This is a genomic window from Nocardia fodinahabitans (assembly GCF_052983615.1).
The window spans coordinates 4,679,259-4,705,297 of sequence record NZ_JBRJJC010000001.1 but is presented as its reverse complement, the minus strand read 5'-3'; the positions used below and the strand labels follow the sequence as shown (position 1 = coordinate 4,705,297).

The 26,039-nt window shown below is 68.0% G+C and carries 29 protein-coding genes and 2 pseudogenes; 19 read left to right on the top strand and 12 right to left on the bottom strand.

The window, feature by feature from the left end:
• Positions 1 to 25: 25 nt before the first annotated feature.
• Positions 26 to 727 (bottom strand): enoyl-CoA hydratase-related protein, encoded by a 702-nt coding sequence (locus NV348_RS21860; RefSeq protein ID WP_447148563.1) that lies wholly within the window; start codon positions 725 to 727, stop codon positions 26 to 28.
• A gap of 225 nt (positions 728 to 952) precedes the next feature.
• On the opposite strand from NV348_RS21860, the gene NV348_RS21855 reads away from it, so the two are divergent.
• From NV348_RS21855 to NV348_RS21845, 3 genes are read left to right on the top strand one after another with little or no spacing between them, the layout of a single operon-like run.
• A complete protein-coding gene (locus tag NV348_RS21855; protein ID WP_447148562.1) occupies positions 953 to 1,732 on the top strand; it encodes a purine-nucleoside phosphorylase in 780 nt (259 codons plus the stop codon).
• On the top strand, positions 1,733 to 3,232 hold the full coding sequence (locus NV348_RS21850) for a phospho-sugar mutase (RefSeq protein ID WP_447148561.1): 1,500 nt from the start codon (positions 1,733 to 1,735) through the stop codon (positions 3,230 to 3,232).
• Between the two features lie 5 nt (positions 3,233 to 3,237).
• The gene (locus tag NV348_RS21845) at positions 3,238 to 3,453 is read left to right on the top strand and encodes a hypothetical protein (protein ID WP_447148560.1); all 216 of its coding nucleotides are present in this window, start codon (positions 3,238 to 3,240) and stop codon (positions 3,451 to 3,453) included.
• A 38-nt stretch (positions 3,454 to 3,491) separates the two neighbouring features.
• Here the strand turns inward: NV348_RS21845 and NV348_RS21840 are convergent, their stop codons facing one another.
• Complete coding sequence (locus NV348_RS21840; RefSeq protein WP_447148559.1) at positions 3,492 to 3,902, bottom strand: DUF4913 domain-containing protein; 411 nt, start codon at positions 3,900 to 3,902, stop codon at positions 3,492 to 3,494.
• A gap of 40 nt (positions 3,903 to 3,942) precedes the next feature.
• A complete protein-coding gene (upp, locus tag NV348_RS21835; protein ID WP_447148558.1) occupies positions 3,943 to 4,566 on the bottom strand; it encodes a uracil phosphoribosyltransferase in 624 nt (207 codons plus the stop codon).
• A 143-nt stretch (positions 4,567 to 4,709) separates the two neighbouring features.
• On the opposite strand from upp, the gene NV348_RS21830 reads away from it, so the two are divergent.
• From NV348_RS21830 to NV348_RS21810, 5 genes are read left to right on the top strand one after another with little or no spacing between them, the layout of a single operon-like run.
• A complete protein-coding gene (locus NV348_RS21830; protein WP_447148557.1) occupies positions 4,710 to 5,039 on the top strand; it encodes a type VII secretion target in 330 nt (109 codons plus the stop codon).
• Positions 5,036 to 6,166, top strand: a complete 1,131-nt coding sequence (locus NV348_RS21825) for a C40 family peptidase (RefSeq protein ID WP_447148556.1) — start codon at positions 5,036 to 5,038, stop codon at positions 6,164 to 6,166. Before NV348_RS21830 ends, NV348_RS21825 begins: the two co-directional genes overlap by 4 nt.
• Positions 6,163 to 6,516, top strand: coding sequence for a hypothetical protein (locus NV348_RS21820; RefSeq protein WP_218717692.1), 354 nt, complete (start codon positions 6,163 to 6,165; stop codon positions 6,514 to 6,516). Before NV348_RS21825 ends, NV348_RS21820 begins: the two co-directional genes overlap by 4 nt.
• Positions 6,513 to 6,866 (top strand): YbaB/EbfC family nucleoid-associated protein, encoded by a 354-nt coding sequence (locus NV348_RS21815; protein WP_447148555.1) that lies wholly within the window; start codon positions 6,513 to 6,515, stop codon positions 6,864 to 6,866. Before NV348_RS21820 ends, NV348_RS21815 begins: the two co-directional genes overlap by 4 nt.
• A gap of 20 nt (positions 6,867 to 6,886) precedes the next feature.
• On the top strand, positions 6,887 to 8,125 hold the full coding sequence (locus NV348_RS21810; protein ID WP_447148554.1) for a SatS C-terminal domain-containing protein: 1,239 nt from the start codon (positions 6,887 to 6,889) through the stop codon (positions 8,123 to 8,125).
• A 51-nt stretch (positions 8,126 to 8,176) separates the two neighbouring features.
• On the opposite strand, the gene NV348_RS21805 is transcribed toward NV348_RS21810, so the two are convergent.
• From NV348_RS21805 to NV348_RS21795, 3 genes are all read right to left on the bottom strand, one after another.
• Positions 8,177 to 9,274 carry an adenosine deaminase gene (locus tag NV348_RS21805; protein ID WP_447148553.1) on the bottom strand — a complete coding sequence of 366 codons (1,098 nt, stop codon included), beginning with the start codon at positions 9,272 to 9,274 and terminating at the stop codon, positions 8,177 to 8,179.
• A gap of 177 nt (positions 9,275 to 9,451) precedes the next feature.
• A complete protein-coding gene (locus NV348_RS21800) occupies positions 9,452 to 10,834 on the bottom strand; it encodes a thymidine phosphorylase (protein WP_447148552.1) in 1,383 nt (460 codons plus the stop codon).
• A 19-nt stretch (positions 10,835 to 10,853) separates the two neighbouring features.
• Positions 10,854 to 11,267, bottom strand: coding sequence for a cytidine deaminase (locus NV348_RS21795; protein ID WP_447148551.1), 414 nt, complete (start codon positions 11,265 to 11,267; stop codon positions 10,854 to 10,856).
• 290 nt (positions 11,268 to 11,557) lie between these two features.
• Between NV348_RS21795 and sdhC the strand changes: the two genes are divergently transcribed.
• From sdhC to NV348_RS21770, 5 genes are all read left to right on the top strand, one after another.
• The gene (gene sdhC, locus NV348_RS21790) at positions 11,558 to 11,962 is read left to right on the top strand and encodes a succinate dehydrogenase, cytochrome b556 subunit (RefSeq protein WP_447148550.1); all 405 of its coding nucleotides are present in this window, start codon (positions 11,558 to 11,560) and stop codon (positions 11,960 to 11,962) included.
• Position 11,963: 1 nt separating this feature from the next.
• A complete protein-coding gene (locus NV348_RS21785) occupies positions 11,964 to 12,398 on the top strand; it encodes a succinate dehydrogenase hydrophobic membrane anchor subunit (RefSeq protein ID WP_447148549.1) in 435 nt (144 codons plus the stop codon).
• 16 nt (positions 12,399 to 12,414) lie between these two features.
• The gene (gene sdhA, locus NV348_RS21780) at positions 12,415 to 14,184 is read left to right on the top strand and encodes a succinate dehydrogenase flavoprotein subunit (RefSeq protein ID WP_447148548.1); all 1,770 of its coding nucleotides are present in this window, start codon (positions 12,415 to 12,417) and stop codon (positions 14,182 to 14,184) included.
• Positions 14,184 to 14,954 carry a succinate dehydrogenase iron-sulfur subunit gene (locus NV348_RS21775; protein ID WP_189030851.1) on the top strand — a complete coding sequence of 257 codons (771 nt, stop codon included), beginning with the start codon at positions 14,184 to 14,186 and terminating at the stop codon, positions 14,952 to 14,954. Before sdhA ends, NV348_RS21775 begins: the two co-directional genes overlap by 1 nt.
• A 226-nt stretch (positions 14,955 to 15,180) precedes the next feature.
• The gene (locus tag NV348_RS21770; RefSeq protein ID WP_447148547.1) at positions 15,181 to 16,191 is read left to right on the top strand and encodes an Abi family protein; all 1,011 of its coding nucleotides are present in this window, start codon (positions 15,181 to 15,183) and stop codon (positions 16,189 to 16,191) included.
• 398 nt (positions 16,192 to 16,589) lie between these two features.
• On the opposite strand, the gene NV348_RS21765 is transcribed toward NV348_RS21770, so the two are convergent.
• Positions 16,590 to 17,228 (bottom strand): fructosamine kinase family protein, encoded by a 639-nt coding sequence (locus NV348_RS21765; RefSeq protein ID WP_447148546.1) that lies wholly within the window; start codon positions 17,226 to 17,228, stop codon positions 16,590 to 16,592.
• A pseudogene (locus NV348_RS21760) lies at positions 17,116 to 17,367 on the bottom strand (fructosamine kinase family protein); the annotation flags it as partial. The pseudogene NV348_RS21760 and the gene NV348_RS21765, both read right to left, overlap by 113 nt.
• Here NV348_RS21760 and NV348_RS21755 point away from each other — a divergent pair.
• From NV348_RS21755 to NV348_RS21740, 4 genes are all read left to right on the top strand, one after another.
• A complete protein-coding gene (locus tag NV348_RS21755) occupies positions 17,347 to 17,508 on the top strand; it encodes a hypothetical protein (RefSeq protein ID WP_447148545.1) in 162 nt (53 codons plus the stop codon). The pseudogene NV348_RS21760 and the gene NV348_RS21755 sit on opposite strands and share 21 nt — an antisense overlap.
• Positions 17,509 to 17,661: 153 nt before the next feature.
• On the top strand, positions 17,662 to 18,891 hold the full coding sequence (locus NV348_RS21750) for a cytochrome P450 (protein WP_447148544.1): 1,230 nt from the start codon (positions 17,662 to 17,664) through the stop codon (positions 18,889 to 18,891).
• 28 nt (positions 18,892 to 18,919) lie between these two features.
• A complete protein-coding gene (locus NV348_RS21745) occupies positions 18,920 to 19,636 on the top strand; it encodes a TetR/AcrR family transcriptional regulator (protein WP_447148543.1) in 717 nt (238 codons plus the stop codon).
• Positions 19,637 to 19,714: 78 nt separating this feature from the next.
• Positions 19,715 to 20,884: a DUF1444 domain-containing protein gene (locus NV348_RS21740; protein ID WP_447151229.1), complete on the top strand. Its 1,170-nt coding sequence runs from the start codon at positions 19,715 to 19,717 to the stop codon at positions 20,882 to 20,884.
• A gap of 99 nt (positions 20,885 to 20,983) precedes the next feature.
• Here the strand turns inward: NV348_RS21740 and NV348_RS21735 are convergent.
• Both NV348_RS21735 and NV348_RS21730 read right to left on the bottom strand, forming a co-directional pair.
• A pseudogene (locus tag NV348_RS21735) lies at positions 20,984 to 21,559 on the bottom strand (JAB domain-containing protein); the annotation flags it as partial.
• 66 nt (positions 21,560 to 21,625) lie between these two features.
• On the bottom strand, positions 21,626 to 21,853 hold the full coding sequence (locus NV348_RS21730) for a type II toxin-antitoxin system VapB family antitoxin (protein WP_447148542.1): 228 nt from the start codon (positions 21,851 to 21,853) through the stop codon (positions 21,626 to 21,628).
• Between the two features lie 257 nt (positions 21,854 to 22,110).
• On the opposite strand from NV348_RS21730, the gene NV348_RS21725 reads away from it, so the two are divergent.
• Both NV348_RS21725 and NV348_RS21720 read left to right on the top strand, forming a co-directional pair.
• On the top strand, positions 22,111 to 23,007 hold the full coding sequence (locus tag NV348_RS21725; protein WP_447148541.1) for a phenylalanine 4-monooxygenase: 897 nt from the start codon (positions 22,111 to 22,113) through the stop codon (positions 23,005 to 23,007).
• 153 nt (positions 23,008 to 23,160) lie between these two features.
• Positions 23,161 to 23,844, top strand: coding sequence for a SnoaL-like polyketide cyclase (locus tag NV348_RS21720; RefSeq protein WP_447148540.1), 684 nt, complete (start codon positions 23,161 to 23,163; stop codon positions 23,842 to 23,844).
• Here NV348_RS21720 and NV348_RS21715 read toward each other — a convergent pair whose 3' ends face one another.
• Both NV348_RS21715 and NV348_RS21710 read right to left on the bottom strand, forming a co-directional pair.
• Positions 23,845 to 24,429, bottom strand: coding sequence for a TetR family transcriptional regulator (locus NV348_RS21715; protein ID WP_447148539.1), 585 nt, complete (start codon positions 24,427 to 24,429; stop codon positions 23,845 to 23,847).
• Entirely contained in the window at positions 24,419 to 25,930 is a 1,512-nt protein-coding gene (locus NV348_RS21710; protein ID WP_447148538.1) for an MFS transporter, read from the bottom strand. Before NV348_RS21710 ends, NV348_RS21715 begins: the two co-directional genes overlap by 11 nt.
• Between the last annotated feature and the right edge of the window lie 109 nt (positions 25,931 to 26,039).

Sequence of the window (26,039 nt, the reverse complement as noted above, 5' to 3'; positions counted from 1 at the left end):
TGTCAGGGGCGCACCGGCGCGGGACTCAGTTGCCGAACGGCAGGTTCTCGGCGGTGACCGGGGTGGCCAGCGCGGCGAGGGTCTCGGCGTGCAGCGCGGTCTTGATGATCGGGGTGATCGGCTTGCGCAGGCTGGTCAGCGCGGCAGCGCGCCCGATCGCGGCGGGCAGCACCTCCTCGGCGTCGGCCTTCGCGTCCACGATGCCCGCGGCGATCGCCTCGTCGGCGGCGAAACGGTGGCCGGTGGTCATCGCCTGCACGCACACCTGGTTGCTCAGCCGACCCTTGAGCAGGCCGTTCATGCCGATGGTGAAGGGCATGCCGAGGTGCACCTCGGGCAGCGACCAGAAGCCGCGGTCGCCGCGCATCACCCGGAAGTCGTGCGAGGAGGCCAGCATCGCGCCCGCGCCGAACGCGTGGCCGTTGATCGCGGCGACGGTGGGCATCGGGAAGGTCAGCAGCCGGGTGTAGAGGGTGTGCACGCGGTCGAGATAGCCGTGGATCTTGTCCAGGTTGCCGAACAGCCAGTCGGTGTCGAGGCCGTTGCTGTAGTACTTGCCGGTCGCGACGGTGACCAGCGCGGCAGCACCCTCGGACGCCTCGACCTCGTCGAGGGCGGCGTGGAAGGCATCGATCCAGCCCGGCGAGAAACGGTTCTCGTTATCGGTCTCCCCCTCGTTCCCGAGGTAGAGGACGAACACATCACCGGAGCGCTCCAAATACGGCATGACGGGAAGAATAAACCGCAGCTGGGCAGCTACCTACTTGCGGGTAGGCACGGCCAGGCCCCGCACCCCCGACCCCGAGGAGGGGCGGCCGCGCAGCGGCCGGTTCGCGGCCGGGTCGCCGGTCAGGTGCCGGGGCGCAGGCGACGAAGGAGCAAGCCCCGGCACCTGACCGGCGGCCCCTCGGGCCGCGAACACGCGGCGCCCGCGCCGCCTACACTTCAGCCCATGCTTGCCGAACAGGCCGCTCAGGCGATCGCCGAACGTACGGGAGTGCCGCGTCATCGCGTGGCCGTGGTGCTGGGATCGGGGTGGCAGGAGGCAGCCGCCGAGATCGGCGCACCGCACGCCTCGATCGCCATGCCGGAGTTACCCGGCTTCGGTAAACCCAGCGCGCAGGGCCACGGCGGCATGGTGCATTCGGTCACCGTCAACGACAACCACGTGCTGCTGCTGATGGGCCGTCAGCACCTGTACGAGGGCTACTCGCCGCAGCAGGTGGTGCACCCGGTGACGGCGGCGATCGCGGCGGGTGCCGAGATCGTGCTGCTCACCAATGCCGCGGGCGGGATCCGGCCCGGCCTGCAGGTCGGCGAGCCGGTGCTCATCGCCGATCACCTCAACCTCACCGCGCGCACGCCGCTGGAAGGCGCCCGTTTCGTCGACCTGGTCGACGCCTGGGACCCCGAACTGCGCGCCCTCGCCAGGGAGATCGACCCCAGCCTGACCGAGGGCGTCTACGCCGGGCTCACCGGCCCGCAGTACGAGACGCCCGCCGAGATCCGCATGCTGGCCACGATCGGCGCCGACCTGGTCGGCATGTCGACGGTGCTCGAGGCGATCGAGGCGCGCTCGCGCGGCGCGAAGGTGCTCGGCATCTCGCTGGTCACCAACCTCGCGGCCGGTGTCACCGGTCAGCACCTGTCGCACGCGGAGGTGCTCGCCGAGGGGCAGGCCGCCGCGCCCCGGCTCGGCAAGCTGCTGCGCGGGATCCTGGAGCGCGTGTAGATGCTGCGCTTCGGAACCGCGGGCCTGCGTGGACCGCTGCGCGAGGGCCCGGACGGCATGAACGTGACCACGGTGTCGCGGGCGAGCGCCGGTGTCGCGGCCTGGCTGCGCGAGCGGTGCCTGGGTGGCGGCGCCGTTGTCGTCGGGCGCGATGCCCGGCACGGGTCGGCCGAGTTCGCCACCGCGACCGCCGAGATCTTCACGGCGGCGGGCTTTCCGGTGACGCTGCTGCCCGAGCCGGTGCCGACACCGGTGGTGGCGTTCGCGGTCCGGCAGCTGGGTGCGGTGGCCGGGGTGCAGATCACCGCGTCGCACAATCCGCCCGCCGACAACGGCTACAAGGTGTACCTCGACGGCGGATCCCAGTTGATCGCGCCTGCCGACACCGAGATCGAGCGGTGCATCGAGGCGGTCGCCGAACCTGTTGCGCGGGAGTCTGTTTCCCCGTCCGGCGCGGAACTGGTCGACCGCTATCTGGCGCGGGTCGCCGAGCTGCCCGGCGTGCTCGGCGGCGCGGGCGAGCGGGCTCCGGTGCGGATCGCGCTGACCGCGCTGCACGGCGTCGGTGGTGAGCTCGCGGTGCGGGCGCTGGCCGCCGCCGGGTTCACCGATGTGCACGTCGTCGACGAGCAGTTCGCCCCCGACCCCGACTTCCCCACCGTCGCGTTCCCGAATCCCGAGGAGCCCGGCGCGGCCGATCTGCTGCTTGCGCTGGCCGAGCGGGTGGACGCCGACCTGGCCATAGCCCTCGACCCCGACGCGGATCGGTGCGCCCTCGGGGTGCCGGGCGCCGATGGCTGGCACATGCTACGCGGCGACGAAACCGGTGTCCTGCTGGCCGATTATGTCCTGCGCACCGCAACCGGCGACCCCTTGGTCGCCACCACCATCGTCTCCTCACGGCTGCTCTCGAAGCTGGCTCCGGCCCGCTCCGCCCGCTACGCCGAGACCCTCACCGGCTTCAAATGGCTGGCCAGGGCGGGCGAAGGACTCGTCTACGCCTACGAGGAAGCCATCGGCCACTGCGTCGACCCGGCCACCGTCCGCGACAAGGACGGCATCTCCGCCGCCGTCGCGGCCGCCGACCTCGTCGCCCTGCTGAAGGCCGACGGCCGCACCCTCCAGGACGAACTCGATTCCTACGCGGTCGAATTCGGCCTGCACGCGGGTGACCAGGTCTCCCTGCGCCTCCCCGACCAGGCCGCGGCGAGCATGCTCACCGCCGCTTTGCGCGCCGACCCGCCCAGCGAGATCGCGGGCACGCCGGTGAAATTCACCGACCAGGCTCAGGTCCGCGGCCGGATGCGCACCGACGCCCTGATCTTCGACGCCGACGATTTCCGCATCGTCGTCCGCCCGTCGGGCACCGAACCGAAACTCAAGTGCTACCTGGAGGTCTTCGCACCCGTAGCGGAGCGCGATCGCCTCCCCGAGGCGAAACGCCGAGCCGAGCATCGCCTCTCGGAGCTGGGCGTGTTTTGCCGGACTCTGGCACAGTAGCCGTGGTGCGATGCTCGCAGTGCGGTGAAACGAAGCTCTACCCCGGCTTTCTCGAGGACTCCGGCGAGTCCTCGCGCGGTGACACCCGATGGATCGAAGGCCCGCTGGAGCACGGGGTGTTCGGCGGCGCGAAACGCATGGGCCGGACCCGGTGGTATGTCGAAGCCTTCCGGTGCGGCAACTGCAACCATCTGGAGTTGTTCGCGCGCCCGCGCTCGTGATCACCGGTCAGCGCGGCCCGAACCAGCGGCCGCCCACGTCACCGGGTGCCGTGCACCGTCGGATCCTCGAAGACTCCCCGATCCGCCGGTGACATCTCGGCGATCGGCAGTGGCGATGTGGAGCGGTGGCCGCGCTCGATCGAGCACTGCCGGAACGGCCCCGACGACGAGAGCAGTACGCGGACATGCGGATCCGCGTGATCGAGGAACCACACGCTGAGGCCGAACCCGCCGCCGAGCCGCAGTTCCTCCCATGCCTGCCACAACGCATCGAGCCGGACCACCGCACCGGCGTGCCGCCACCATTCGGGGCACCAGTGCACCTGCTCGCCCGGCCGGTATCCCACGGTGTCACCGACCAGCCAGGCAAAGTACCCCGAGACCCACTCCAGCACATTGGCGTAGACCCGATCGACCGGTTCGTCCCCGCTGCTGTCCGCACTCCCCATAGCGGCAGAATGACACAGATCGCCGGTCAGCGACAGGATTTCAGCGCGGTCCGAATTGGCGGTCGCCCGCGTCGCCGAGGCCGGGGACGATGTAGGCGTTCTCGTTGAGTTTCTCGTCGACGGCGGCGGTGACGAGGCGGACCGGCAGGCCGGAGCCGGCCAGGGCGGCAACGCCTTCGGGGGCGGAGACGACGCAGACGGCGGTGATGTCGGTGGCGCCGCGGGCGACGAGGAGTTCGAGGGTGTGGCGCATCGAGCCGCCGGTGGCGAGCATCGGGTCGAGGACGAAGACGGGCAGACCGGTCAGGTCGGCGGGCAGCGATTCCAGGTAGGGCACCGGCTGGTGGGTGTCCTCGTCGCGGGCGATGCCGACGAAACCGACCCGGGCCTGGGGCACGAGATCGGCGGCGGCGTAGACCATGCCGAGGCCGGCGCGCAGCACCGGAACCAGCAGCGGCGGCGCGGCCAGCCGGACGCCCTCGGTGACCGCCACCGGCGTGTCGATCGGCTCACGCACGACCGGCGCGTCGCGCAGCGCCTCGTACATGAGAATGCCGGTGAGGTCGCGCAATGCCGTGCGGAACGCGGCGTTGTCGGTACGGGCGTCCCGCATGGTGCTCAGCAGGGTCGCGGCCAGCGGGTGATCGACGGTGTCGGTGCGCATGAAAAAACGATAGGGTCACCAGGCGCTCCGGGTACGGCTGCTGGGGAAATTTTCGCGGTCGAGGGAACCGAATGCGGCCTCGGTGCGTCCAAGCAATGGAGTGACGTACTCTGCCCGGGAACTCGAGGATTGGGGGAAGTTCGATGACTAAGATGTCGGCCGATGCGGAGGGCATCGTCGCCTACAGCGCGACCGCGGGGGTCATGTCCACCGACCTGGCGACGGCGGTCGCCGGATCGATCGCCTCGGCTCCCGGCCTGCTCGGCCCGATCATGGGCCTGATCGGCGGCGATTTCGTCGCCGCGTACTCGGCGGCGCACGCCGGTCATGTCGCCGCGATCGGTCAGCTCTCCGCGGTCATGGCGAGCATGAGCGCGGCGACCGCGAGCGCGGCCACCACCCTTGTCGACACCGACGCCGACTTCGCGGGCGGGCTCGGCTCGGCCGCGGGCGAGATCGGCACCGAGGCATGATCGACCTCAGCGGACTGGCCCAGCCCCTGCTCGATCTGCTGTCCAGCTTCGGCACCGGCGTACTCGGCACCGACGGCGCCTCCGACGGCCTGCGCTCCACCTCGACCAATCTCGACCAGATCTACGAGCTCGGTCGCAACAGCATCAACAACGTGAACACCGCCTGGGACGGCATGGCCGTCGACGCCGCCACCTCCAAGGCGCTGCGCGTGCAGACCTCCTCGGCGACCCTGTCCGACACCGGCAACGAGATGGCAACGGTCGTCGACCAGGCGGCGGCCTACGTGGAGACCGGGCAGAAGGATCTCGACACCATCGTCAATTCGTTCCTCGCCGATGTCTCGGCGCTGAGCCCCACCCTGGCCACCCCCGTGGGCCTGGCCGCCGTGGTCAGCTCGGCGATCGACCACATCGGTCAGGGTCTCGGCGTCGTCAGCCGGGTGGAGGAGGAGCTGGGCACGCAGACCGCGGCGATCCAGGAGCTCACCCCGGCGCCGTCGAGCACGTCGCTGGCGAGCTCGTCCTCGGGTATCTCCAGCCTCGCGTCCTCGGCGTCGAGCCTGCTGTCGGGTACCGGCGGTTCGGTGCTCAGCGCCGTCTCCTCGGGCCTGTCGAGCGCGCTGAGCGGCACCTCGAGCAGCTCGAAGTCGACCACCACCGGCACCACGAACAACGGCAGCAAGACCTCGACCGGGTCGTCGTCGGGATCCTCGACCGGATCGACCGGCACCGGCGTCAAGATCACCCTGCCCGACGGCAGCACCGTGGAAGCGCCCAACGAGGAGGCCGCGACCGCGGTCCGCTCGGCGATCAGCGCCGTCGGCACCCCGTACGTGTGGGGCGGCAACAGTCCGGGCTCCGGCATCGACTGCAGTGGCCTGACCCAGTACGCCTACGGCGAGGCCGGGGTCGATCTGCCCCGGCTCGCGCAGGAACAGCACATCGGACATCCTCAGGTATCCCCCGGTGATCTGATGCCGGGCGACCTGGCCGTCTGGGACGGCCACGTCGCCATGGTGGTCGGCAACGGGCAGCTCGTCGAGGCGGGCGATCCCGTCTCGATCAGTTCCATCCGAACGGAGAACAGTGGCATGGAGTTCTACGGCTTCTACAGGCCGACCGCATGACCGGCACGCCGATCCCCGAGGTTCCCAATGTGGAATCCGCGGTCAGCACCAACCGGTCCGGCACGATCTCGGTCCGCGCGACCAGCATGGGCCTGCCGATCGCGATCAAGTTCGAACGCAGCGAGTACCAGTACGGTGCCCAGGCGCTCGCCGATGAGATCCTGCGCCTGACCAGGCGCTCGACCATCGCCGCCGCGGCCCGCCTGCGCGAGATCTACAGCGAGCAGGCCGAGATCCCGGATCACCTGCTGGACCGGATGAACCTGCCCACCCGGCGCCAGGCGGTCGACGAGCTCGATCGCATCGATGACGCCGACACCGGTCAGACGAGTTGGATGAGGCCACTGTGAGCGCGGAAATGGATGCCCTGGTCGCCGGGGTGACCGGAAAACTCGAGGCGCTGGAGGCGGCGCTGTACGGGTTGAAGCAGGTCAACGGGCGCTTCACCACCGAAGACGGACTCGTCACGGCCGAGGTCAACAGCGACGGCGCACTGGTCGCGCTGTCACTGGACGAGGGGATCACCGCGCTGGCGCCCACCGAGGCCGCGCAGCTGATCCTGACGGCGTGCAAACAGGCCACCGAGACCGCCGGCGCGGCCCGTTCCAACATCATTGCGACACTGAACGAATCGCTCACCGGGTCCGCGCCGCAGGGGTCGGAGCAATTTGCACCCGGGCCGGATAGTGCCCGGCGCTGAAGGTCGATAGGCTTCGCGTCATGGCTTCTGGAGACATCGTCCCGATCGAGCTCGGTCTGACCGATGGCGATCTCGTCACCCTGTGGGCACCGCGCTGGCGCGACGGTGACGACGAGTGGGAGGCGTTCCTCGGTCACGAGGACGACCTCTACGGATTCGAGTCCGTTGCGGAGCTGGCGGCGTTCATCCGCACCAACTCCGACAACGACCTCGTCGACCACCCGTCCTGGGCGATCATCGCCGCTCTCTCGGCCGCCGAGCTGGAGCCGGAGGAGAACTTCAGCTTCGATCTGGTCGCCGTGCCCGAGCTGGCCGCGGGCGACCCGGATGTCGATGTCGTCGGCGAGCTCGAGGACACCCTGGCGATGGTGCGCAACATCGGCGAGGTGTGCGAGCTCGACGTGGTGACCAAGTTCTTCGGGTCCAACCCGGTGCTGGGCGCGCTGGCCAGCGGGGCGAGCACCTTCGTCGGTCGCGACGGCGAGGAGCTGTGGGACCAGGTCGGCGCGGCCATCGTCAAGGGCTGGGACGACGTGCTCGACGCGATCGACAGTGTCGTCAGCACGCCCGAGGTCGACGCGGCAGCGGTCGCCGTCGCCGAGGCCGAGCTGCTGGCCGCCGAGGAGAACGAGGTCGACGCCGACGACGTCGCCGAGGAGGACGAGGAGTTCGAGAGCGTCGACCTCGACGCCGAGGACGACGAAGAGGATGACTCCTTCTGGCACGAGGTCGGCATCGACCCGGTCAAGATCGTCACCTCCGACGGCGAGCACTTCACCCTGCGCTGCTACCTCGACGACGAGCCGATCTTCCTCGGCGACGGCCGCACCATCACGGTCTTCGGTTCCGAGCGCGCGCTGGCCCGCTACCTGGCCGACGATCACGAGCACGAGCTGTCCCGGGTCTCCACCTTCGCCGAGGTGCAGACCGCGGCGGTGGACGGTTCGCTCGAGGTCGAGGTGACCGACGAGAACGTCTACGTGCTGACCGGCCTGGTCGACGATCTGGCCGAGGGCCCGGAGGCGGTCGACATCGAACAGCTCGACCTGGCCGTCGAACTGTTCAGCGACGCCGCCGACTACGCCGACGACGACAGCGTGGAACAGGCGCTGGCACAGTCGAACCCGCTCGGCTGGTATGTCTCCTACCTGCTGAATCCGGACCCCAACCGGATGGCACCCAACCCGCCGTTCGCCGCGGAGGCGCAGCAGTTCCGCGACCTGCAGCGTGCGTTCGAAGCGCGGCTCACCCAGGAATAACGCCCGGCGAAACAGGGGCGGTGCCGATCCGGCACCGTCCCTGTTCGCGTTTCACCCGAGCAATACGGCGTAGCCCGGCTTGATCACCTCGTCGATGATCTTCAGCCGGTCGGGGAACGGGATGAACGCCGACTTCATCGCGTTGATGGTGAAGCGCTCCAGGTCGCTCCAGCCGTAGCCGAAGGTCTCCACCAGTTTGAGCATCTCCGCGCTCATGGTGGTGTCGCTCATCAGCCGGTTGTCGGTGTTGACGGTGACCCGGAAGCGCAGGCGCGCGAGCAGGTCGAACGGGTGCTTGTCCAGCGAAGGCACCGCGCCGGTCTGCACATTCGACGACGGACACAGTTCCAGCGGCACGCGCATGTCACGCACATAGCTGGCGACCAGGCCGAGCTGGGCATCCTCGATATTGCCCGGCACGGTGATGTCGTCGGTGATGCGCACGCCGTGGCCGAGCCGATCACAGACGCAGAACGCCAGCGCCTCGTGGATCGACGGCAAGCCGAACGCCTCACCCGCGTGAATCGTGAAGTGCGCGTGATTGGCTCGCAGGTATTCGAAGGCGTCGAGATGGCGGGTGGGCGGGAAGCCCGCCTCGGCGCCCGCGATGTCGAAGCCGCCGACGCCGCGATCGCGGAAGCGCACCGTGAGCTCGGCGATCTCCCTGGATCTGGCGGCGTGCCGCATCGCGGTGAGCAGACACGTCACCCGGATGACATTGCCCTGTTCGGCCGCGATCGCCTCGCCCTCGCGGAAGCCGGCGATGGTGTGCTCGACGACCTCGTCGAGGGTCAGGCCCTTCTCCAGGTGCTGTTCGGGCGCGAATCGCACCTCGGCATAGACCACGCCGTCGGCGGCGAGGTCGATCGCGCATTCGCGGGCCACGCGCCGCAACCCCTCGGGGGTCTGCATCACGGCGACCGTGTGGGCGAAGGTTTCCAGATACCGCTCCAGCGATCCGCTGTCGGCGGCGTCGCGGAACCACGCCCCCAGACTCTGCGCATCGTGGGCGGGTAATTCGTCGTAGCCGCAGTCGGCGGCGAGTTCCAGCACCGTCGCGGGCCGCAGACCACCGTCGAGGTGATCGTGCAGCAAAGCCTTCGGTGCGCGTCGGATCGAAGCAAGGTCCAGGGGCGCCGGTCCAGTCATGTTTAGACGGTAGCCGCTCCGCCGCTCCGCGTCTCCCAGCCAGATCAAGAGCCGCTATCGATTCGTCGGCGGCCACCGGTACGGGAGGTGAACAGGCACGCCCGTCCCCGACAAATGCCTGTGAAACCTGTCGTTGCCGGGGGTCGGCTTGGCTCGGTCGCCGATGCCGCCGTTGTTTCAGCCGATCCGGCCGAGGACCAGTTCCCCCGGCTTCGCCTCGGAGTCCGGTTCGACCGTCACGGCGTCCACGAGAGCCGCCAGAGCTCCGTCGAAGGCCTCCGGGGTATCGGTGTGCAGGGTGAGCAGCGACTGCCCGGCCACCACGGCGTCGCCGGGCTTGGCGTGCATCTCGATCCCCGCCCCCGCCTGCACCTGTTCACCCTGACGGGCACGACCGGCGCCGAGTCGCCAGGCGGCGATGCCGACGCCCATCGCGTCGAGCCGGGTGAGCACCCCGGTGGACCCGGCCCGCACGACCTCGGTATGCCGCGCCACCGGCAGCGGCGCGTCGGGGTCGCCGCCCTGGGCCTGGATCATCGCGCGCCAGTGGTCCATGGCCCGGCCGTCGGCCAGCACCTCGGCGGGGTCGACATGCAGCCCGGCCTGGGCGACCATCTCGCGGGCCAGCGTCAGCGTCAGCTCGACCACGTCAGCTGGTCCACCACCGGCGAGCACCTCCACCGATTCCGCCACCTCGAGCGCGTTGCCCGCGGTCCGGCCCAGCGGGGTGTCCATCGCGGTGAGCAGCGCGACGGTGTTCACCCCCGCGTCCCGACCCAGCTCGACCATCGCGGTCGCCAGCTCGCGCGCGCCGTCGATGGTCTTGAGGAAGGCGCCGGAGCCCACCTTCACGTCCAGAACGAGCGCCGCCGTGCCCTCGGCGATCTTCTTGCTCATGATCGAACTCGCGATCAGCGGGATCGACTCGACCGTGCCGGTGACATCGCGCAGCGCGTAGAGGCGCTTGTCGGCCGGGGCCAGGTCGGCGCCCGCCGCGCACACCACCGCGCCGATCGCGGGGTCGGCCAGGATCTCGCGCATCCGCGGCACGGTGACGTCGGCCTGCCAGCCCGGGATCGACTCGAGTTTGTCCAGCGTGCCGCCGGTGTGCCCGAGCCCACGACCCGACAGCTGCGGTACCGCGGCGCCACAGGCCGCCACCAGCGGGGCGAGCGGCAGCGTGATCTTGTCGCCGACCCCGCCGGTCGAATGCTTGTCGACGGTGGGCCGGGGCAGGTCGGTGAAATCCATCCGGCTGCCCGAGCCGATCATCGCCGCCGTCCAGCGGGCGGTCTCGCGCCGGGTCATCCCCCGCCACAGAATCGCCATGGCCAGCGCCGACATCTGCTCGTCGGCGACGATCCCCCGGGTGAAGCCATCCACCACCCAGTCGATCTGCGCGTCGGACAGCTCACCGCCATCTCGTTTGGTGGTAATGACCGATATCGCGCTGTGGCCACCTCCCCGCGCCTCCTGGCCGGACACCCGCGCGGACGGACTTCCGTCGGCGGCAGGCGGCAGGTGGGTGGAGCGGTCGTTCGTCCCCGACGAGTTACCCATGTGCCCACTAAATCAGTGGTTACGGGGCTTTGCCACTCCGCCCGGCCGCGAGATCGTCGGGCCCGAACGCGTACGGCAGCAGCTCGCTCAGCGCCTTGGGCCCCGCGGCGTGGTCGACGAGCAACTCCGCGCCGCCGTGCTCGAACAACAGCTGACGACAGCGCCCGCACGGCATCAGGATTTCGCCCCGGGAATCGGTCACCGAGACGGCCACAAGACGTCCCCCACCCGAAGCGAATAAGTTACCGACGAGTACACATTCGGCACACAGGGTTAGCCCATATGAGACATTTTCCACATTGCATCCGCTCACAATTCGGCCGTCCGCCGTGAGAGCTGCGGCACCGACCGGGAAACCCGAGTACGGGGCATACGCGGACCCCATAGCGCGAATTGCCATGTCATGCAAGGTATTCCAGTCGATTTCGGTCATCGCGAACCTCCAGCCGATCCCGCCGAACGCGTCGACAAACGGGCCTTCGCACCAGTATCCGGCAAGGAGAAAGGTAAACCTAACTCGGCCGATTCGCACGCAACGCACGGCACGCCGAATTAGTTCCGCGAAACAGAGAGGATTAGAGTCAGCCGAAGATCGGTTCAGGTTCCCGGCGGCGGGCCAGCGCTCGCGAACACAGCGCAGCCACCTGGGCATTTGCCTCTCCACGCACGCCGGCGTCGGATCTGTGACCGGGTCCATCAACGACGTTGGAGGCACCGCACTCTATGACCACGATAGAAGCTCCGGCTCCGGCCCAGCCGAAGCGGAAGACGCTGTACCGCGGCGACCCTGGCATGTGGTCGTGGGCGCTGCACCGGATCACCGGTGTCACGATCTTCTTCTTCCTCTTCGTGCACGTGCTGGACACGGCATTGGTCCGGGTCGACCCCGATACCTATGACCACGCGATCGAGCTGTACAAGAATCCGCTGGTCGCGCTCATGGAGATGGGCCTGGTCGTCTGCGTGCTGTTCCACGCGCTCAACGGCGTCCGCGTGATCCTGGTCGACTTCTGGTCGCAGGGTCCGCGCTTCCAGAAGCAGATGCTGTGGATCGTGCTGACCATCTGGGTTCTGGTCTCCGCCGCCGGCGTCGGCCGCCAGTTCTTCTACCTGCTGACGGAGCACTGATATGTCTGCACCTGTCCTCGGCAAGTCCTACGACCGCCCGGCCAGCCTCGACGCTCCCCGCTCCCCCCGGGCCAGGTCGAGCAGCAACTTCGAGAAGTACGCGTGGCTGTTCATGCGCTTCTCCGGCCTGCTGCTGATCGTGCTGGTGCTCGGCCACATGTTCATCATGCTGATGATCGACGGTGGCGTGAACCGCCTGAACTTCGCCTTCGTGGCCGGTCGCTGGTCCAGCCCGTTCTGGCAGTTCTGGGACCTGACCATGCTCTGGCTGGCACAGCTGCACGGCGGCAACGGTCTGCGGACCGTCATCGATGACTACTCCCGCAAGGACTCCACCCGGTTCTGGCTCAAGACCATCCTCGTGGTCTCGATGATCCTGGTGATGAGCGTCGGCACGTACGTCATCTTCACCTTCGACCCCAACATCACCGGTTAGGAACAGGCCACCTCGCATGAGTGAATCCCGTCCGATTCAGGAGCATCGCTACGACGTCGTCATCGTCGGCGCCGGTGGCGCGGGTATGCGCGCGGCGATCGAGGCCGGTCCCCGGGCTCGCACCGCGGTCCTGACCAAGCTGTACCCGACCCGCAGCCACACCGGCGCGGCCCAGGGCGGCATGTGCGCCGCGCTGGCCAACGTCGAAGAAGACAACTGGGAATGGCACACCTTCGACACCGTCAAGGGTGGTGACTACCTGGTCGACCAGGACGCCGCGGAGATCATGGCCAAGGAGGCCATCGACGCGGTCATGGACCTGGAGAAGATGGGCCTGCCGTTCAACCGCACGCCCGAGGGCAAGATCGACCAGCGTCGTTTCGGTGGCCACACCCGTGACCACGGCAAGGCGCCCGTGCGTCGCGCGTGTTATGCCGCCGACCGCACCGGTCACATGATCCTGCAGACGCTGTACCAGAACTGCGTCAAGCACGACGTCGAGTTCTACAACGAGTTCTACGTGCTCGACCTGGTGATGACCGATACCGAGCGGGGCCCCGTCGCCACCGGCGTCGTCGCCTACGAGCTGGCCACCGGCGAGATCCACGTCTTCCACGCGAAGTCGATCGTGTTCGCCACCGGCGGCTCGGGCCGGATGTACAAGACCACCTCGAACGCGCACACGCTGACCGGTGACGGCATGGCGATCGTGTTCCGCAAGGGCCTGCCGCTCGAGGACATGGAGTTCCACCAGTTCCACCCGACAGGCCTCGCCGGCCTGGGCATTCTCATCTCCGAGGCGGTCCGTGGTGAGGGTGGCATCCTGCGCAACGCCTCCGGTGAGCGCTTCATGGAGCGCTACGCCCCCACCATCAAGGACCTCGCGCCGCGTGACATCGTCGCCCGCTCGATGGTGCTCGAGGTGCTGGAAGGCCGGGGCGCCGGGCCGAACAAGGACTACGTCTACATCGACGTGACCCACCTCGGCGAGGACGTGCTCGAGGAGAAGCTCCCCGACATCACCGAGTTCGCGCGCACCTACCTGGGCGTCGACCCGGTCAAGGAGCTCGTGCCGGTCATGCCGACCTGCCACTACGTGATGGGCGGCATCCCCACCCGCATCCGTGGCGAGGTGCTGCGCAACAACACCGACGTGGTCCCCGGCCTGTACGCCGCCGGTGAGTGCGCCTGTGTCTCCGTGCACGGCGCGAACCGCCTCGGCACCAACTCGCTGCTCGACATCAACGTCTTCGGTCGGCGCGCCGGCATCGCCGCCGCCGAGTACGCCCAGCGCACCGAGTTCGTCGAGATGCCGGAGGATCCGGCGCAGATGGTGCAGGACTGGCTGACGCTGATCCTGTCCGACAACGGCAACGAGCGCGTTGCCGACATCCGCACCGAGCTGCAGTACACGATGGACATGAACGCCGCCGTGTTCCGCACCGAGGACACCCTCAAGCAGGCCCTCACCGATATCCACTCGCTCAAGGAGCGTTACACCCGGATCACGGTGCAGGACAAGGGCAAGCGCTACAACAGCGACCTGCTCGAGGCCGTCGAGCTGGGCTTCCTGCTCGAGCTGGCCGAGGTCACCGTCGTCGGCGCGCTCAACCGCAAGGAATCGCGTGGCGGCCACGCCCGCGAGGACTACCCGGACCGCGACGACGTCAACTTCATGCGGCACACGATGGCTTACAAGGAGGGTCCGGAGCTCATCTCCGAGATCCGCCTCGACTTCAAGCCGGTGGTGCAGACCCGCTACGAGCCGATGGAGCGTAAGTACTGATGACTGCTGTAGCCGAACCCACCACGCAGAAGCCGGCTCCCGTTCCCGAGGGCTCGGTCATGGTCACCGTCAAGGTGGCCCGGTTCAGCACCGAGAACGACAAGGGCGCGTACTGGGATTCGTTCCAGGTGCCGGTCCTGCCGACCGACCGCTTCCTCAACGTGCTGATCTACATCAAGTCCTACCTGGACGGCACCCTCACCTTCCGGCGTTCCTGCGCCCACGGCGTGTGCGGTTCGGACGCGATGCGGATCAACGGTGTGAACCGGCTGGCCTGCAAGGTGCTGATGAAGGACATGCTGCCCAAGGGCGACAAGACCCTCACCATGACCGTCGAGCCGATCCGCGGCCTGCCCGTGGAGAAGGACCTCGTGGTCGACATGGAGCCGTTCTTCGACGCGTTCCGTGCCGTCAAGCCGTACCTGATCACCTCGGGTAACGAGCCCACCCGCGAGCGCATCCAGAGCCAGCACGACCGCGCCCGCTTCGACGACACCACCAAGTGCATCCTGTGCGCCTGCTGCACCACCTCCTGCCCCGTGTACTGGAGCGATGGCAGCTACTTCGGCCCGGCCGCGATCGTGAACGCCCACCGCTTCATCTTCGACAGCCGTGACGAAGCCGCCCGCGAGCGCCTCGACATCCTCAACGACGTCGAGGGTGTGTGGCGCTGCCGCACCACCTTCAACTGCACCGACGCGTGCCCCCGTGGCATCGAAGTCACCAAGGCCATCCAGGAAGTCAAGCGGGCCCTGCTCTTCACCCGCTGACCTTTCTACCGCTCAGGCCGCCCGCACCGAAAGGTGCGGGCGGCCTTTGTCGTCGACTACCGGGGCCGCGCCGACTGGTCCGGGGGGTTGGCGCGTGGCGCTGACCCGCTAGCGCAGAGTTCGAAGGCGTGGCGAATTGTGCGGTTAGCGCTGAGGGGTTAGTATCTACTCAATAGTTCGGCCCGCCCTGTTCGTCAGGAGCGGGCCGGATTTGTATGGTCTGGGGATGCCAACGGTCCGAGCGCCCAAGCCGTTCCTGTCCATCGAGGATCAGATCGCGTTGCTGTTGGCGCGAGGAATGACGATCGAATCGCCCGACCTAGCCGATCGATGGCTCCGAGCAGTTGGCTACTACCGGCTCAGCGGTTACGCCTATCCGTTCCGCACCCCAGATCCCGCAGACCCTGCGAGGCTCACCGACAACTTCGTTCCCGGAACATCGTTCGCCGAGGTGATCGGACTGTACGAGTTCGATCGACATCTGAAGAACCTGATGCTGAGCGGGTTGGAGCGCATCGAGGTCGCCATGCGAAGCCAGATCGGCTACACCCTGGGCGGCCACGGCCCCCTCGCCTACGAGCAATCGCATATATTCCGACCACAATTCTGCGGATCAATCGGCCACACCACATGGCTCTCGGTAGCCCGTGGGCGAGTCAATCGCGCCAAGGGCCACGATGCCGCTGTCGATCATCACATCGCCAACTACGGCGGTGACATGCCGATCTGGGTTCTTACCGATGTCCTCGACTTCGGCGATCTGAGCAAACTGTTCGCCGGAATGACCAGCATCGACCAACAACAGATCATGCAATGGTTCTCCATCACACCACCACCACTGGCACCCAACCTCACCGTCAACCAGCGGCGAAAGGAGCGCAAGCGGTGGAAGCAGAACCCACCGCTGGCGAACTGGCTCCTGCACCTGACGATCGTCCGCAACACCTGCGCCCATCACAGTCGACTGTGGAACCGTCGTCTGACCCCCGTCGGCACTCCCGCTCTTGCGGGGCTACCGGGGTTCGAAGGCCTGCCACCTGATCAATTCGAGAGCGTTTACGGCACGATCTGCTTGGTCGCGTTTCTCCTGGCAACGACCTCGCCCGGCAACACCTGGACACGCAAGATCGCGCGACTGGTCGACAGCAGTTTCACGGCGTTCGGTATCAGAACTGTTCAGGAGATGGGGTTCCCCAGTAACTGGAAAGAACTCCCCCTCTGGACTGACGCGTTCTGAGCAGTGTCGTCTCAGACCTCGGCGGCTCCCCGAAGCCCCGCTGAAGGCCGCCTCCATCAAGAGATGCAGGCGGCCTTCACGTTTCGCAAATGGCACTGAGGTGAGAAGCATTTCGGGAGCATTTGTGGGGTATTCATTGGCACGCCGCGGGATGGTAGGTCGGTGTTCTGTCCCTCCGGGGACAGCGGGACCCCGGGCTGCCCGTATCCCGGCGCCGCAGGCGGGTACGGCTGAACGTGGTGCAGGTCGCCGTCAGGCGCCGACGACCGCTCGTAGGTTGGAACCTCGCTCCGCAGCCGGATGGGCTGCGCGCCTGGCGATATCGACGCAGATTGCGGTGTAGGCGGATGGAGGCGCCCGCGACTCTCGCGGCGATCGCGTGAGTTCGTTCCGACGACTTAGCGGTAGTGGCTCACGGCGTCCAGAACGGCGGTTCGATAAGAGCGCCCGAAAAGGACGGCGTGGGCCAGCCAGAGGTGGAGTTGGTGGAGGGGGATGCGGGTGCGCCAATCAGGGGCCAAGGGGTAGTTCTCGTTGTAGGCGCCGATGATTCGGGGGAGGTGGGGCGTGCCGCTGAAGAGGTGGAGGGTGGCGAGGTCGGTTTCGCGGTGGCCACCGTGGGCGGCGGGGTCGATGAGGTACGGGGTGTCGGCGGGGCCCCACAGGATGTTGCCGGGCCAGAGGTCGCCATGGATGCGGGACGGGGGTTCGGTGGGGGCTTCGATGTGGATGGATTCGACGACCGTAGCGTCGGCGGGGTCGAGGGCTCCCGCGTCGACGGCGAGTTTCAGGTACGGCAGAAGGCGGTGTTCGCGGTACCAGCTCGGCCAGTCGTCGCCGGGAGTGTTGTCCAGGGACAGGCCGGGCGAGGAAGCTGTCGGTGGCGGCGCCGAAGGTCGGCGCGCCCGCCCGGTGGGTGTGTGCCAGGCCGGCACCGAAGCGTTCGGCGGCGGCGCGGGTCGGCTCGGCGTGCTCGATCCATTCCAGGAGCAGCAGTTCCTCGGTGACCGCGTACACCTCGGGCACCGCGACCCCATCCGCCTCGCACAGCCAGCGCAGACCGTCCGCTTCGGCCGCGAAGAGACCGGCGGGCGCGGCGGTGGCCGCCTCCGTCGGCGCGGCCGACGCGCCACCCGGCCAGGTCTTGAGGAACAGATGGGTCCCGTCGTCGAGCACGATCCGCTCGGCGACGCTGATGGAGCCGCCCGGTACGGGCGTCGTGCGCAGGCGCTGGTGCGCGAGGAAGGTCGGCAGCAGATGCGGGTTCGCGCGCAGAAACGGCAGGTCCACGCGGCCATCTTGCCCAGCCGGCGGTGATCGCGGTCGGCAAACCGCTCGAATCTCCTCGGCACATTTTGTAAACAGGTATTACTAAACGCTGTTCATAAACGTGCGATTCGTGGTTTCATCGTCAGGAACGTGTTCCACATCACGTTGTGACGTCCGCGCACCGGACCGGAGGAGATAGCCGTGACCAGCACCAACATCCCCGCGGGGTTCGATTTCACCGATCCCGACCTGCTCGCCAGCCGACTGCCCATCGAAGAGTTCGCCGAGTTGCGGCGCACCGCGCCGGTCTGGTGGTGCGCCCAGCCGGACCGCGCCAGCGGGTTCGACGACGGCGGCTACTGGGTGGTGTCCAAGCTGGCCGACATCAAGGAGATCTCGAAGAACCCCGACGACTTCTCCTCGCACGAGAACACCGCGATCATCCGGTTCAACGAGGAGACCACCCGCGAGCAGATCGACATGCTCGGCAACATGCTGATGCTGAACCTGGATCCGCCGCAGCACACCAAGATCCGCCGCATCGTGTCCAAGGGCTTCACCCCGCGCGCGGTGGAGAACCTGCGCGCCGCGCTCACCGAGCGGGCCGAGCGGATCGTGTGGGAGGCCAAGAAGTCGGGCCGGGGCGATTTCGTCGAGCAGGTCGCGTGCGAGCTGCCACTGCAGGCCATCGCCGAGCTGATCGGGGTGCCGCAGGAGGACCGGATGAAGCTGTTCGACTGGACCAACCAGATGATCTCCTACGACGATCCGGAGTTCGAGGGCAACCATCACGTGGCCACCGCCGAGGTGATGGGCTACGCCTGGAACATGGCCGAACAACGCCGCGGCTGTCCCGCGTCCGACATCGTCACCCAGCTGGTGAACGCCGACGTCGACGGTGAGCATCTCGGCTCGGACGAGTTCGCCTTCTTCGTCATCCTGCTCGCCGTCGCGGGCAACGAGACCACCCGCAACTCGATCACCCACGGTATGAAGGCCTTCGTCGACAACCCCGCCCAGTGGGAGCTCTACAAGGAGCAGCGCCCGCGCACCGCGCCGGACGAGATCGTGCGCTGGGCGACCCCGGTGACCGCGTTCCAGCGCACCGCCACCCGCGACCTGGAACTGGGCGGGCAGCAGATCAAGAAGGGCCAGCGGATCGGGCTGTTCTACAGCTCGGCCAACTTCGACGAGGAGGCCTTCGCCAACCCGTTCGAGTTCGACGTGCTGCGCAACCCCAATCCGCACGTCGGTTTCGGCGGCACCGGCACGCACTACTGCGTCGGCGCGAATCTGGCCCGCCTGGAGATCGATCTGATGTTCAATGCCATTGCCGACGCGATGCCGAACCTGCGCCAGGTCTCCGAACCGGTGCGGCTGCGCAGCGGCTGGCTCAACGGCATCAAGCGCTGGGAAGTCGAATACGCTTGAACCCGAAGACGATCGAGGGGGTGGCCGGGTGACGGGCAAGGCGCGCGGCCGGGCGCCGGTGGTGACCGACGGCGATATCCGGCGGGTCGCCAGGGCGCTGCTGGCCGCCCAGGGCCCGGACGCGGTCACCCTGCGCGCGATCGCGCGCGAACTCGGCGTCACCGCGCCCGCGCTCTATCGGCACTACGCCTCACGCGACGAGCTGATCGAGCGGTTGCGGGTGGAGTTCTGCACCGATCTGGCCGCGTTCCTGTCGGCGGAGATCGCCGTGCTGTCCGACGACGGCGCGGTGCAGTTCCTGGCCATCTGCCGCGGTTTCCGGCGGTGGGCGCTGGCGAATCCCCGGGAATTCACCCTGGTCTTCGCCTCGCCCACCTCGGGCCGATCGATGATGCGCCGCTTCGACGAGCCCTTCGGCCGGATCTTCCTCGCCGCGGCGGGCAGGCTGCTGGTGGGCTTCGAGATCGCCACCCCGCCCGGCGAGACCATCCCGGTCGAGCTGCGCGAGGATCTCGTCGCCTTCCAGACCGAGCTGCTGGCCATGCTCTCGGAGTCCGGCCAGAAGTTCCCGGCCGAGAAGCTGGACCTGGGTGTCACCTATCTGATGGTGCAGATCTGGGCCCGGCTGTTCGGCCACGTCACCCTCGAGGTGTTCGGCAACTACCCGATCCCGCTGGCCGACCCGGAGATCATGTTCGACGCCATGCTCGCCGACCTGGCCCGCACCACCGGTTTCGCCGACTGAGCAACCGACGTCTCGACAGTGTCGCCTGCGGTGGGTGAAGATCGACGGTAACCGACAGGGACGGGGAGTGACGCGGCGATGGAACGCGAGCAATTCGTGGAAACCGTGATGACGAGCGTGCGGGCGCACGGGATCGGCGATGCCGAGTACTCGGCCGACGACTTCAGCGTGCATCACAGTGACGGCCGGGTGATCTTCCTGGACAACATCTTTCGCGAGTGCCGAAACCTCGGCCCCGCGGAGCGCGAAGAACGCATCACCGCCTTCGTCGCCGCGATGACCAGCTCCGACGATGTGCCGGGTGACTGGAATTCGGTCCGTCCGATGCTGCGTTCGGTGCTGCGGCCGGTGACGCTGGGACAGGACGGCCCGCGGCCGCTGCACCGCGCGGCGTTCCCGTTCATCGACGAGGTCGTCGTCGTCGATCTGCCGCGGACCAGGTCGTTCGTGTCCGTCGAGCAGGTCGAGTCCTGGGGGGTCGACGCCGAGCAGGTCTTCGCCGCGGCGCGCGACAATCTGATGGCGCTGAGCAAGCCCGGCTCCCCTGCGGAACTACAGATCCTGCGCTTCGTCGACGACGGCGATTCCTACTTCGCCTCCTGGCTGCTGGTGCCGGGCTGGCTGGCCGGATACGCGGGCGGTACGGCCCGCCCGGTCGCGTTCATCGCCGAGAACGATTCCCTGCTGGTCGTTCCCGACGATCCGGAGCTGCTGGTCGAGGTGTTCGAGATGATCGAGCAGCAGTACCGCGACGCGGCCCGCCCGGTGTCGCCGCAGGGCTACACGGTCGACGAGCACGGCACCGTCGTCCCCTTCGACGAGGCGGGCCCGCACCCGTCGATGCCGCTGGCGCTGCGGGCGCGCGCCGGCCTGGCCGCGACCGAATACAGCATCCAGACAGACCATTTGAACGACATGTTCGAGAGTTGCCGCGACCTGCCCGACCTCGACATCGCCCCCGCCTACGCGGCCACGGTCAACTATGAGGAGACCACCGACGGCGCCTTCACCTCGGTGGTCTGGGGCGAGGGCGTGGAATACCTGCTCCCGGAGACCGACGTCGTTCGCTTCCTGCGCCGCGACGACAACGACGAGGTCGATCTGGTCTGCACCGTCCCCTTCCCCACCGTCGTCGAAATCCTCGGCCTCACCCCCCTGCCCACCCTCGAACCCACCCGCTTCGAAGCCCGCCACTGGCCCGACCCCACCGCCATGTCCCGCCTCCGCGCCGCCGACATCGAGCAGTAGGGCTTCAGTCCAGCGGTGGGGCGGTGGACCAGGATTCGCCGTAGCGATGACGAGGTGGTCGAGGTAACGCAGGCCGACGATGTCGGCGGCGCGGGACAGGAGGGTGCCCGCGCGGCGGTCGTCGGTGCTGGGGGTGGGGTCGCCGGAGGGGTGGTTGTGCACGACGGCGAAGGCGCGGCCGTCGTGGCGCAGGACGGTGTTGAGGACTTCCCGGACCGGGACGGCGACGTGGTCGATGGCGCCCTCGGCGACGAAGGCGCGGTGGCGCAAGCGATGCTGGGTGTCGCAGATCAGGACGAGCAGGCGTTCGACCCTGGCGCCGGCGAACAGCGGCACCGCGACGCGGGCGATGTCGGCGGGTGTGCTCAGCCGCGGCACCGATCCGGTGGTGCGCGAGCGGGTGCCGAGGTGGAAGGCGGCGATCACCGTCGCTGCTTTTGCTGGGCCGATGCCCGTTCTGCGCGCCAGTTCCTCCGGGCGGGCGGCGGCGAGCTCGGCCAATCCGCCGTACTCGCCGAGCAGGTGCGCCGCGAGCTCGAGCGTGGACTGTCCGCGTGTGCCCTGCCCGAGCAGCAGCGCGAGCAGCTCGACATCGCTGAGCGCGTGCGGGCCGAGCAGCAGCAAGCGCTCACGCGGGCGTTGGGCTACGGGCAGATTCGCGATCGGTACCGACATCGTTCCCCCTGCGGATCGGTGACGAGACCGATGATGCCAGCGGGTACCGACACATTCGTGCCCGAGCTATCCTTCGGCCACCGCGTCCGCGCCGACGATCACCGCCCGCTCGTCCTCCCGTGGCGTGCTGAAGATCGAATCGGCCATCAGCCGTTCGAGATTGCGTAGTTGACGCTCGTGCACGACGATGCGCCGCAACGCCTCGTTGACGGTCGCGTTGCTGTCGGCGGTGCCCATGATGTCGGCTGCCGCGGCCAGCAGGTGCTGATCGAGATCTATCCGCAGGGATCGCAATCGTCCTCCTTCGTCGATCGCAATCTTGCGTTATTCGCGCCGGACGCGTCCGCCGATTCACCGCGTCGTTACCGAATACCCGCGTTCGCAAGTCCGCACAGCAACCGATCGGGAACATCGCGAGCGCTCGCCAGCAAGCGCACAGAAAACGCTGATGGTCGCCGGAATCAGCGCCTCTTCGCCACGAGAACTGTGCAGTTTGCGCAGTTGTGCGCGTCGTTGTTGTCGATGTGCACGCGCGGTGCTTGCCTGGAGGCATGTTCACCGAGGCACAGCTGTACTCCCCGGTCACGCGCGAGCGCGACGGCGATGTCACTGTGCATCTGAGCGCGGATCATCCCGGCGTCGACGACAAGGACTATCGCGCGCGCCGCAACGCCATCGCAGCCATGGCGCTGGACTACCGGCCGGGCTCCCCCGTTCCGCAGATCGACTACACCGAGGACGAGCAGCAGGTGTGGCGGATCGCCTCGGCCGAACTGGCCCGCAAGCACGAGATCTACGCGTGCGGCGAGGTGCGCGAGGCAGCGGCGGCGCTGGCTCTGCCGCGCGATCACATCCCGCAGCTGGACGAGGTGTCGAGGCTGCTCGCACCGCTGACCGGCTTCAGCTACGTGCCTGCCGCCGGTCTCGTCCCGCTGCGCGAGTTCTTCGGCTCCTTCGCCGAGCGCACCTTCCACTCCACCCAGTACATCCGCCACCACTCGGCCCCGCTCTACACCCCGGAGCCCGACGCGATCCACGAGATCATCGGCCACGCGAATCAGATCGCGAGCCCGAAATTCGCCGCGCTCTACGAGACGGTCGGCGCCGCGGTCGCTCGCTTGGAGACCGAGACGGCACTGAAATTCCTGGCCGATGTGTTCTGGTTCTCGATGGAGTTCGGTGTCGTCCGTGAGGGCGGCGAGATCCGCTGTTACGGCGCCGGTTTGCTGTCCTCGTACGGCGAGATCGACGAATTCCGGCACGCCCGGCTACGCCCGCTCGACGTCGCCGCGATGGGCACCATCGACTACGACATCACCCACTACCAGCCGGAGTTGTTTTGCGCGGAATCGGTGGATCAGATCGTCGGCGTGCTCGGCGAATTCTTCGCGACCATGGACGACGAGACACCCGCCAGACTCGGACACCATCCGCACGCTGTCTCATAGCGGTTCCGAAAACGTTGTCACAGAACACAGTTCAGTATTTCGTAATTCTCACCTGCTGAGACGCGGCGGGCGCGGCGGAGCGGTCACTGTTACCTTCGACCGGTTCTACGAGCTTTTCCGAAAGGGTCGGGTAGACCGAAAATGACTGTGGATGTGACAGATACGCACGCCGAGCAGAATCCCGAGCCGGAGGCCCCGCTGTGGCTGCAGGGCCGCGAAGCGGTGATCGCCGCGGCGGCGCCGACCGAATGGCGTGGCAACGTCCCGGACTACGAACTCAGCCATGAGGTGATCCCGCGCGAGCGCACGACCGAGCACGCCCCCGGCTCGCTCGAGGCGATCGTCGAGGACCTGGTGAAGGTCTTCGAGATGGAGGTCTCACACAAGGGCGATCCGGCCACCTGGCTGTCGGTGGTCGCCGAGCAGTACCGCGGCCGGGTCAACGGCGGCGAGTGGCAGGATGCCGAGGAATTCGCGCGGATCGGCAGCTACAACATCCTGATCGGCGACAACCCGTACTACGAGGCGGCGAACGAGACCTTCGAGTCCTCGCACCACGTCTTCCACACCGCGTTTCCCGGCGGCTTCTTCTGGGAGGTCATCGAGGTGCTGTCCGGCCCGCCGACGGTGAGCTTCCGCTGGCGGCACTGGGGCCGGTACGAGGGCGAGTACAAGGGCCACCAGCCCACCGGTGAGCAGATCGAGATGTTCGGCGTCACCATCGCCCGGGTCAGCGAAGACCTGCGCATCCTCGAGCTCGAGCACTTCTACGACAACAACAAGCTGCTCGGCCCGCTGGCCCACGGCTGCCCCGTGCAGCACGGCAAGTCGGAGTGATCAAGCCAGATCGTCGAACGGCAGGCCTGCCTGCAGGAATGTCAGGGCGTCGCTGACGTTGGTGACATTCATCGGAGTGGCGGGCGCGATGGCGAGCATGGAGCCGATCATCGCGCCCGCGGCTACCCGCACATCGAAATCGTCCGCGGACCGACCTGTGTAGTCGGCCAGCATCTGGGCGGCGAGTTCGATACTGCGCAGAAATTCCAATCCGATCGCCGAGCGTAGTTCCGGCACGTGGAACAGCAGCGCCTGCCGTTCCTGCTCGAAGGCGAGGTCGGCGGGCGACATCCTCCCGAACACCGCCGCGGTCGCGGTGCGGATGGCGGTGATCGGATTCAGGCCGCGCGGAAGCGTGGCCAGCTCCTCGATCATCACCTGGTCCTGGTCGTCGGCGATGACCAGCTGTTCCTTGGTCGGAAAGTAGCGGAAGAAGGTACTCGGGGACACCTCGGCCGCCGCCGCGATCTGCTCCACCGTCGTCTCGGTGTAGCCCTGTTCCCGGAACAGCCGGAACGCCTCGACCCGGATGGTTCGGCGGGTCCGCTCCTTCTTCCGCTCGCGTAGCGACATCTCAACCGGCATGTATCGATTCTGCCGCATCCGAGTCGGTAACCGGTGCCGCCGGTCGCCGCAGCCCCAGCGCGGTCACGAGTCCGGCGACCAGACACAGCGCCGCGCACAGCCCGAGCATCGTGTCCATGCCCGCGACGAAGGCCTGCTGCACCTGCCCCAGCATCGCCGGATCGCCGGTCTCGCGCGCGACCGCGACGCCTGCGTTGACACCGTCCGAGATCGGCGCACGGTCGAGCGCGCCGAGGTCGGCCCGGTACCGGGTGGACAGCACGGTGCCGAGTACAGCCACACCGATGGTGCCGCCCGCCTGCCGAAGCGCTTGCAGCAGTGCCGAACCCGAGCCCGAACGTTCGGCGGTCAGCTCGCCCATCGCCAGGCCGACCGCGGCGGGCATGACCAGGCCCATCCCTGCGCCGAGCACCGTCGTCCACAGCGCTGTCAGCCCGAAACCGCTCTCGACCGTGGTGAACGCGCCGAGTCCGAGGCCACCGGCGAGCACGAGCAGTCCGGCGGTGATCACCACCCGCACGCCGAGCCTGGGCAGCAGCAGGTCGACCAGTCTGCTGCCGATGACGAGTCCGCCGATCAACGGCAGCAGCCGCAGCCCGCTGCCGAGCGCGTCGACGCCGAGCACGGCCTGCAAGTACTGCGGGACGGTGAAGAACATGCCGAACATCGCGAAGCTGACCAGGATCGAGATCGCGGTGCCCCACCGGAAGCCGGGCGCGGCGAACAGCGCGAGGTCGATCAGCGGATACTCGGTGCGGCGCTGCCACCACCCGAACACGGCGAGCGTCGCCGCCCCGGCCGCGACGACGAGCCAGCCGGCCAGGTCGTCCCAGCCGCGTTCACCGATCCGGATGAAACCGTAGGTCAGCCCGAGCATGCCTGCCGCCGAAAGCAGTGCGCCGAAGAGATCGACGCGAAAAATGTGGTCGCTCTGCGATTCCGGCACCAGGGTGGCGACGGCCAGCGCGCCGACGACGACCAGCGGCACGTTGATCAGGAACACCGAACCCCACCAGAAGTGCTGCAGCAGCCAGCCGCCGAGGATCGGGCCGAGCGGCAGGCCGATGGCGGTCGAGGTGACCCAGATCGTCAGCGCGCGCTGCCGCTCGACGGGGTCGGTGAACAGCACCGGCAGCACCGACATCGACAGCGGCACCAGCGCGGCGGCGGCGATGCCGAGCACCACCCGCGCCACGATCAGCTGGCCGGCCGATGCGGCGAACGCGCAGGCCACCGAGGCCACACCGAACAGCACGAGCGCCGCGAGCAGGACCTTCTTGCGCCCGTACCGGTCGCCGAGCGCGCCGGCGGGCAGCATCAGCGCGGCCAGCGCGAGCGTGTAGGCGCTGCTGAACCATTGCAGCGCAGCGGTATTCGCGTGCAGGTCGACCGCGAGGGTCGGCAGCGCGACAGTGAGCACCGTGACGTCGAGCCCGATCGTGAGCATGGCCAGGGCGAGCGCGCCGAGAGCCAGCCAGCGGCGGGTGGATTCCGTCCGCATATCTCCTCCAATAATGAGAGTTACAGTCTTTTGCTAGTAACTCTCATTTGATTGTCTATGTCAAGAGCTCGCCCCCGGCCGACGCGCCGCCGCCGCGAGGGCTCGCTAC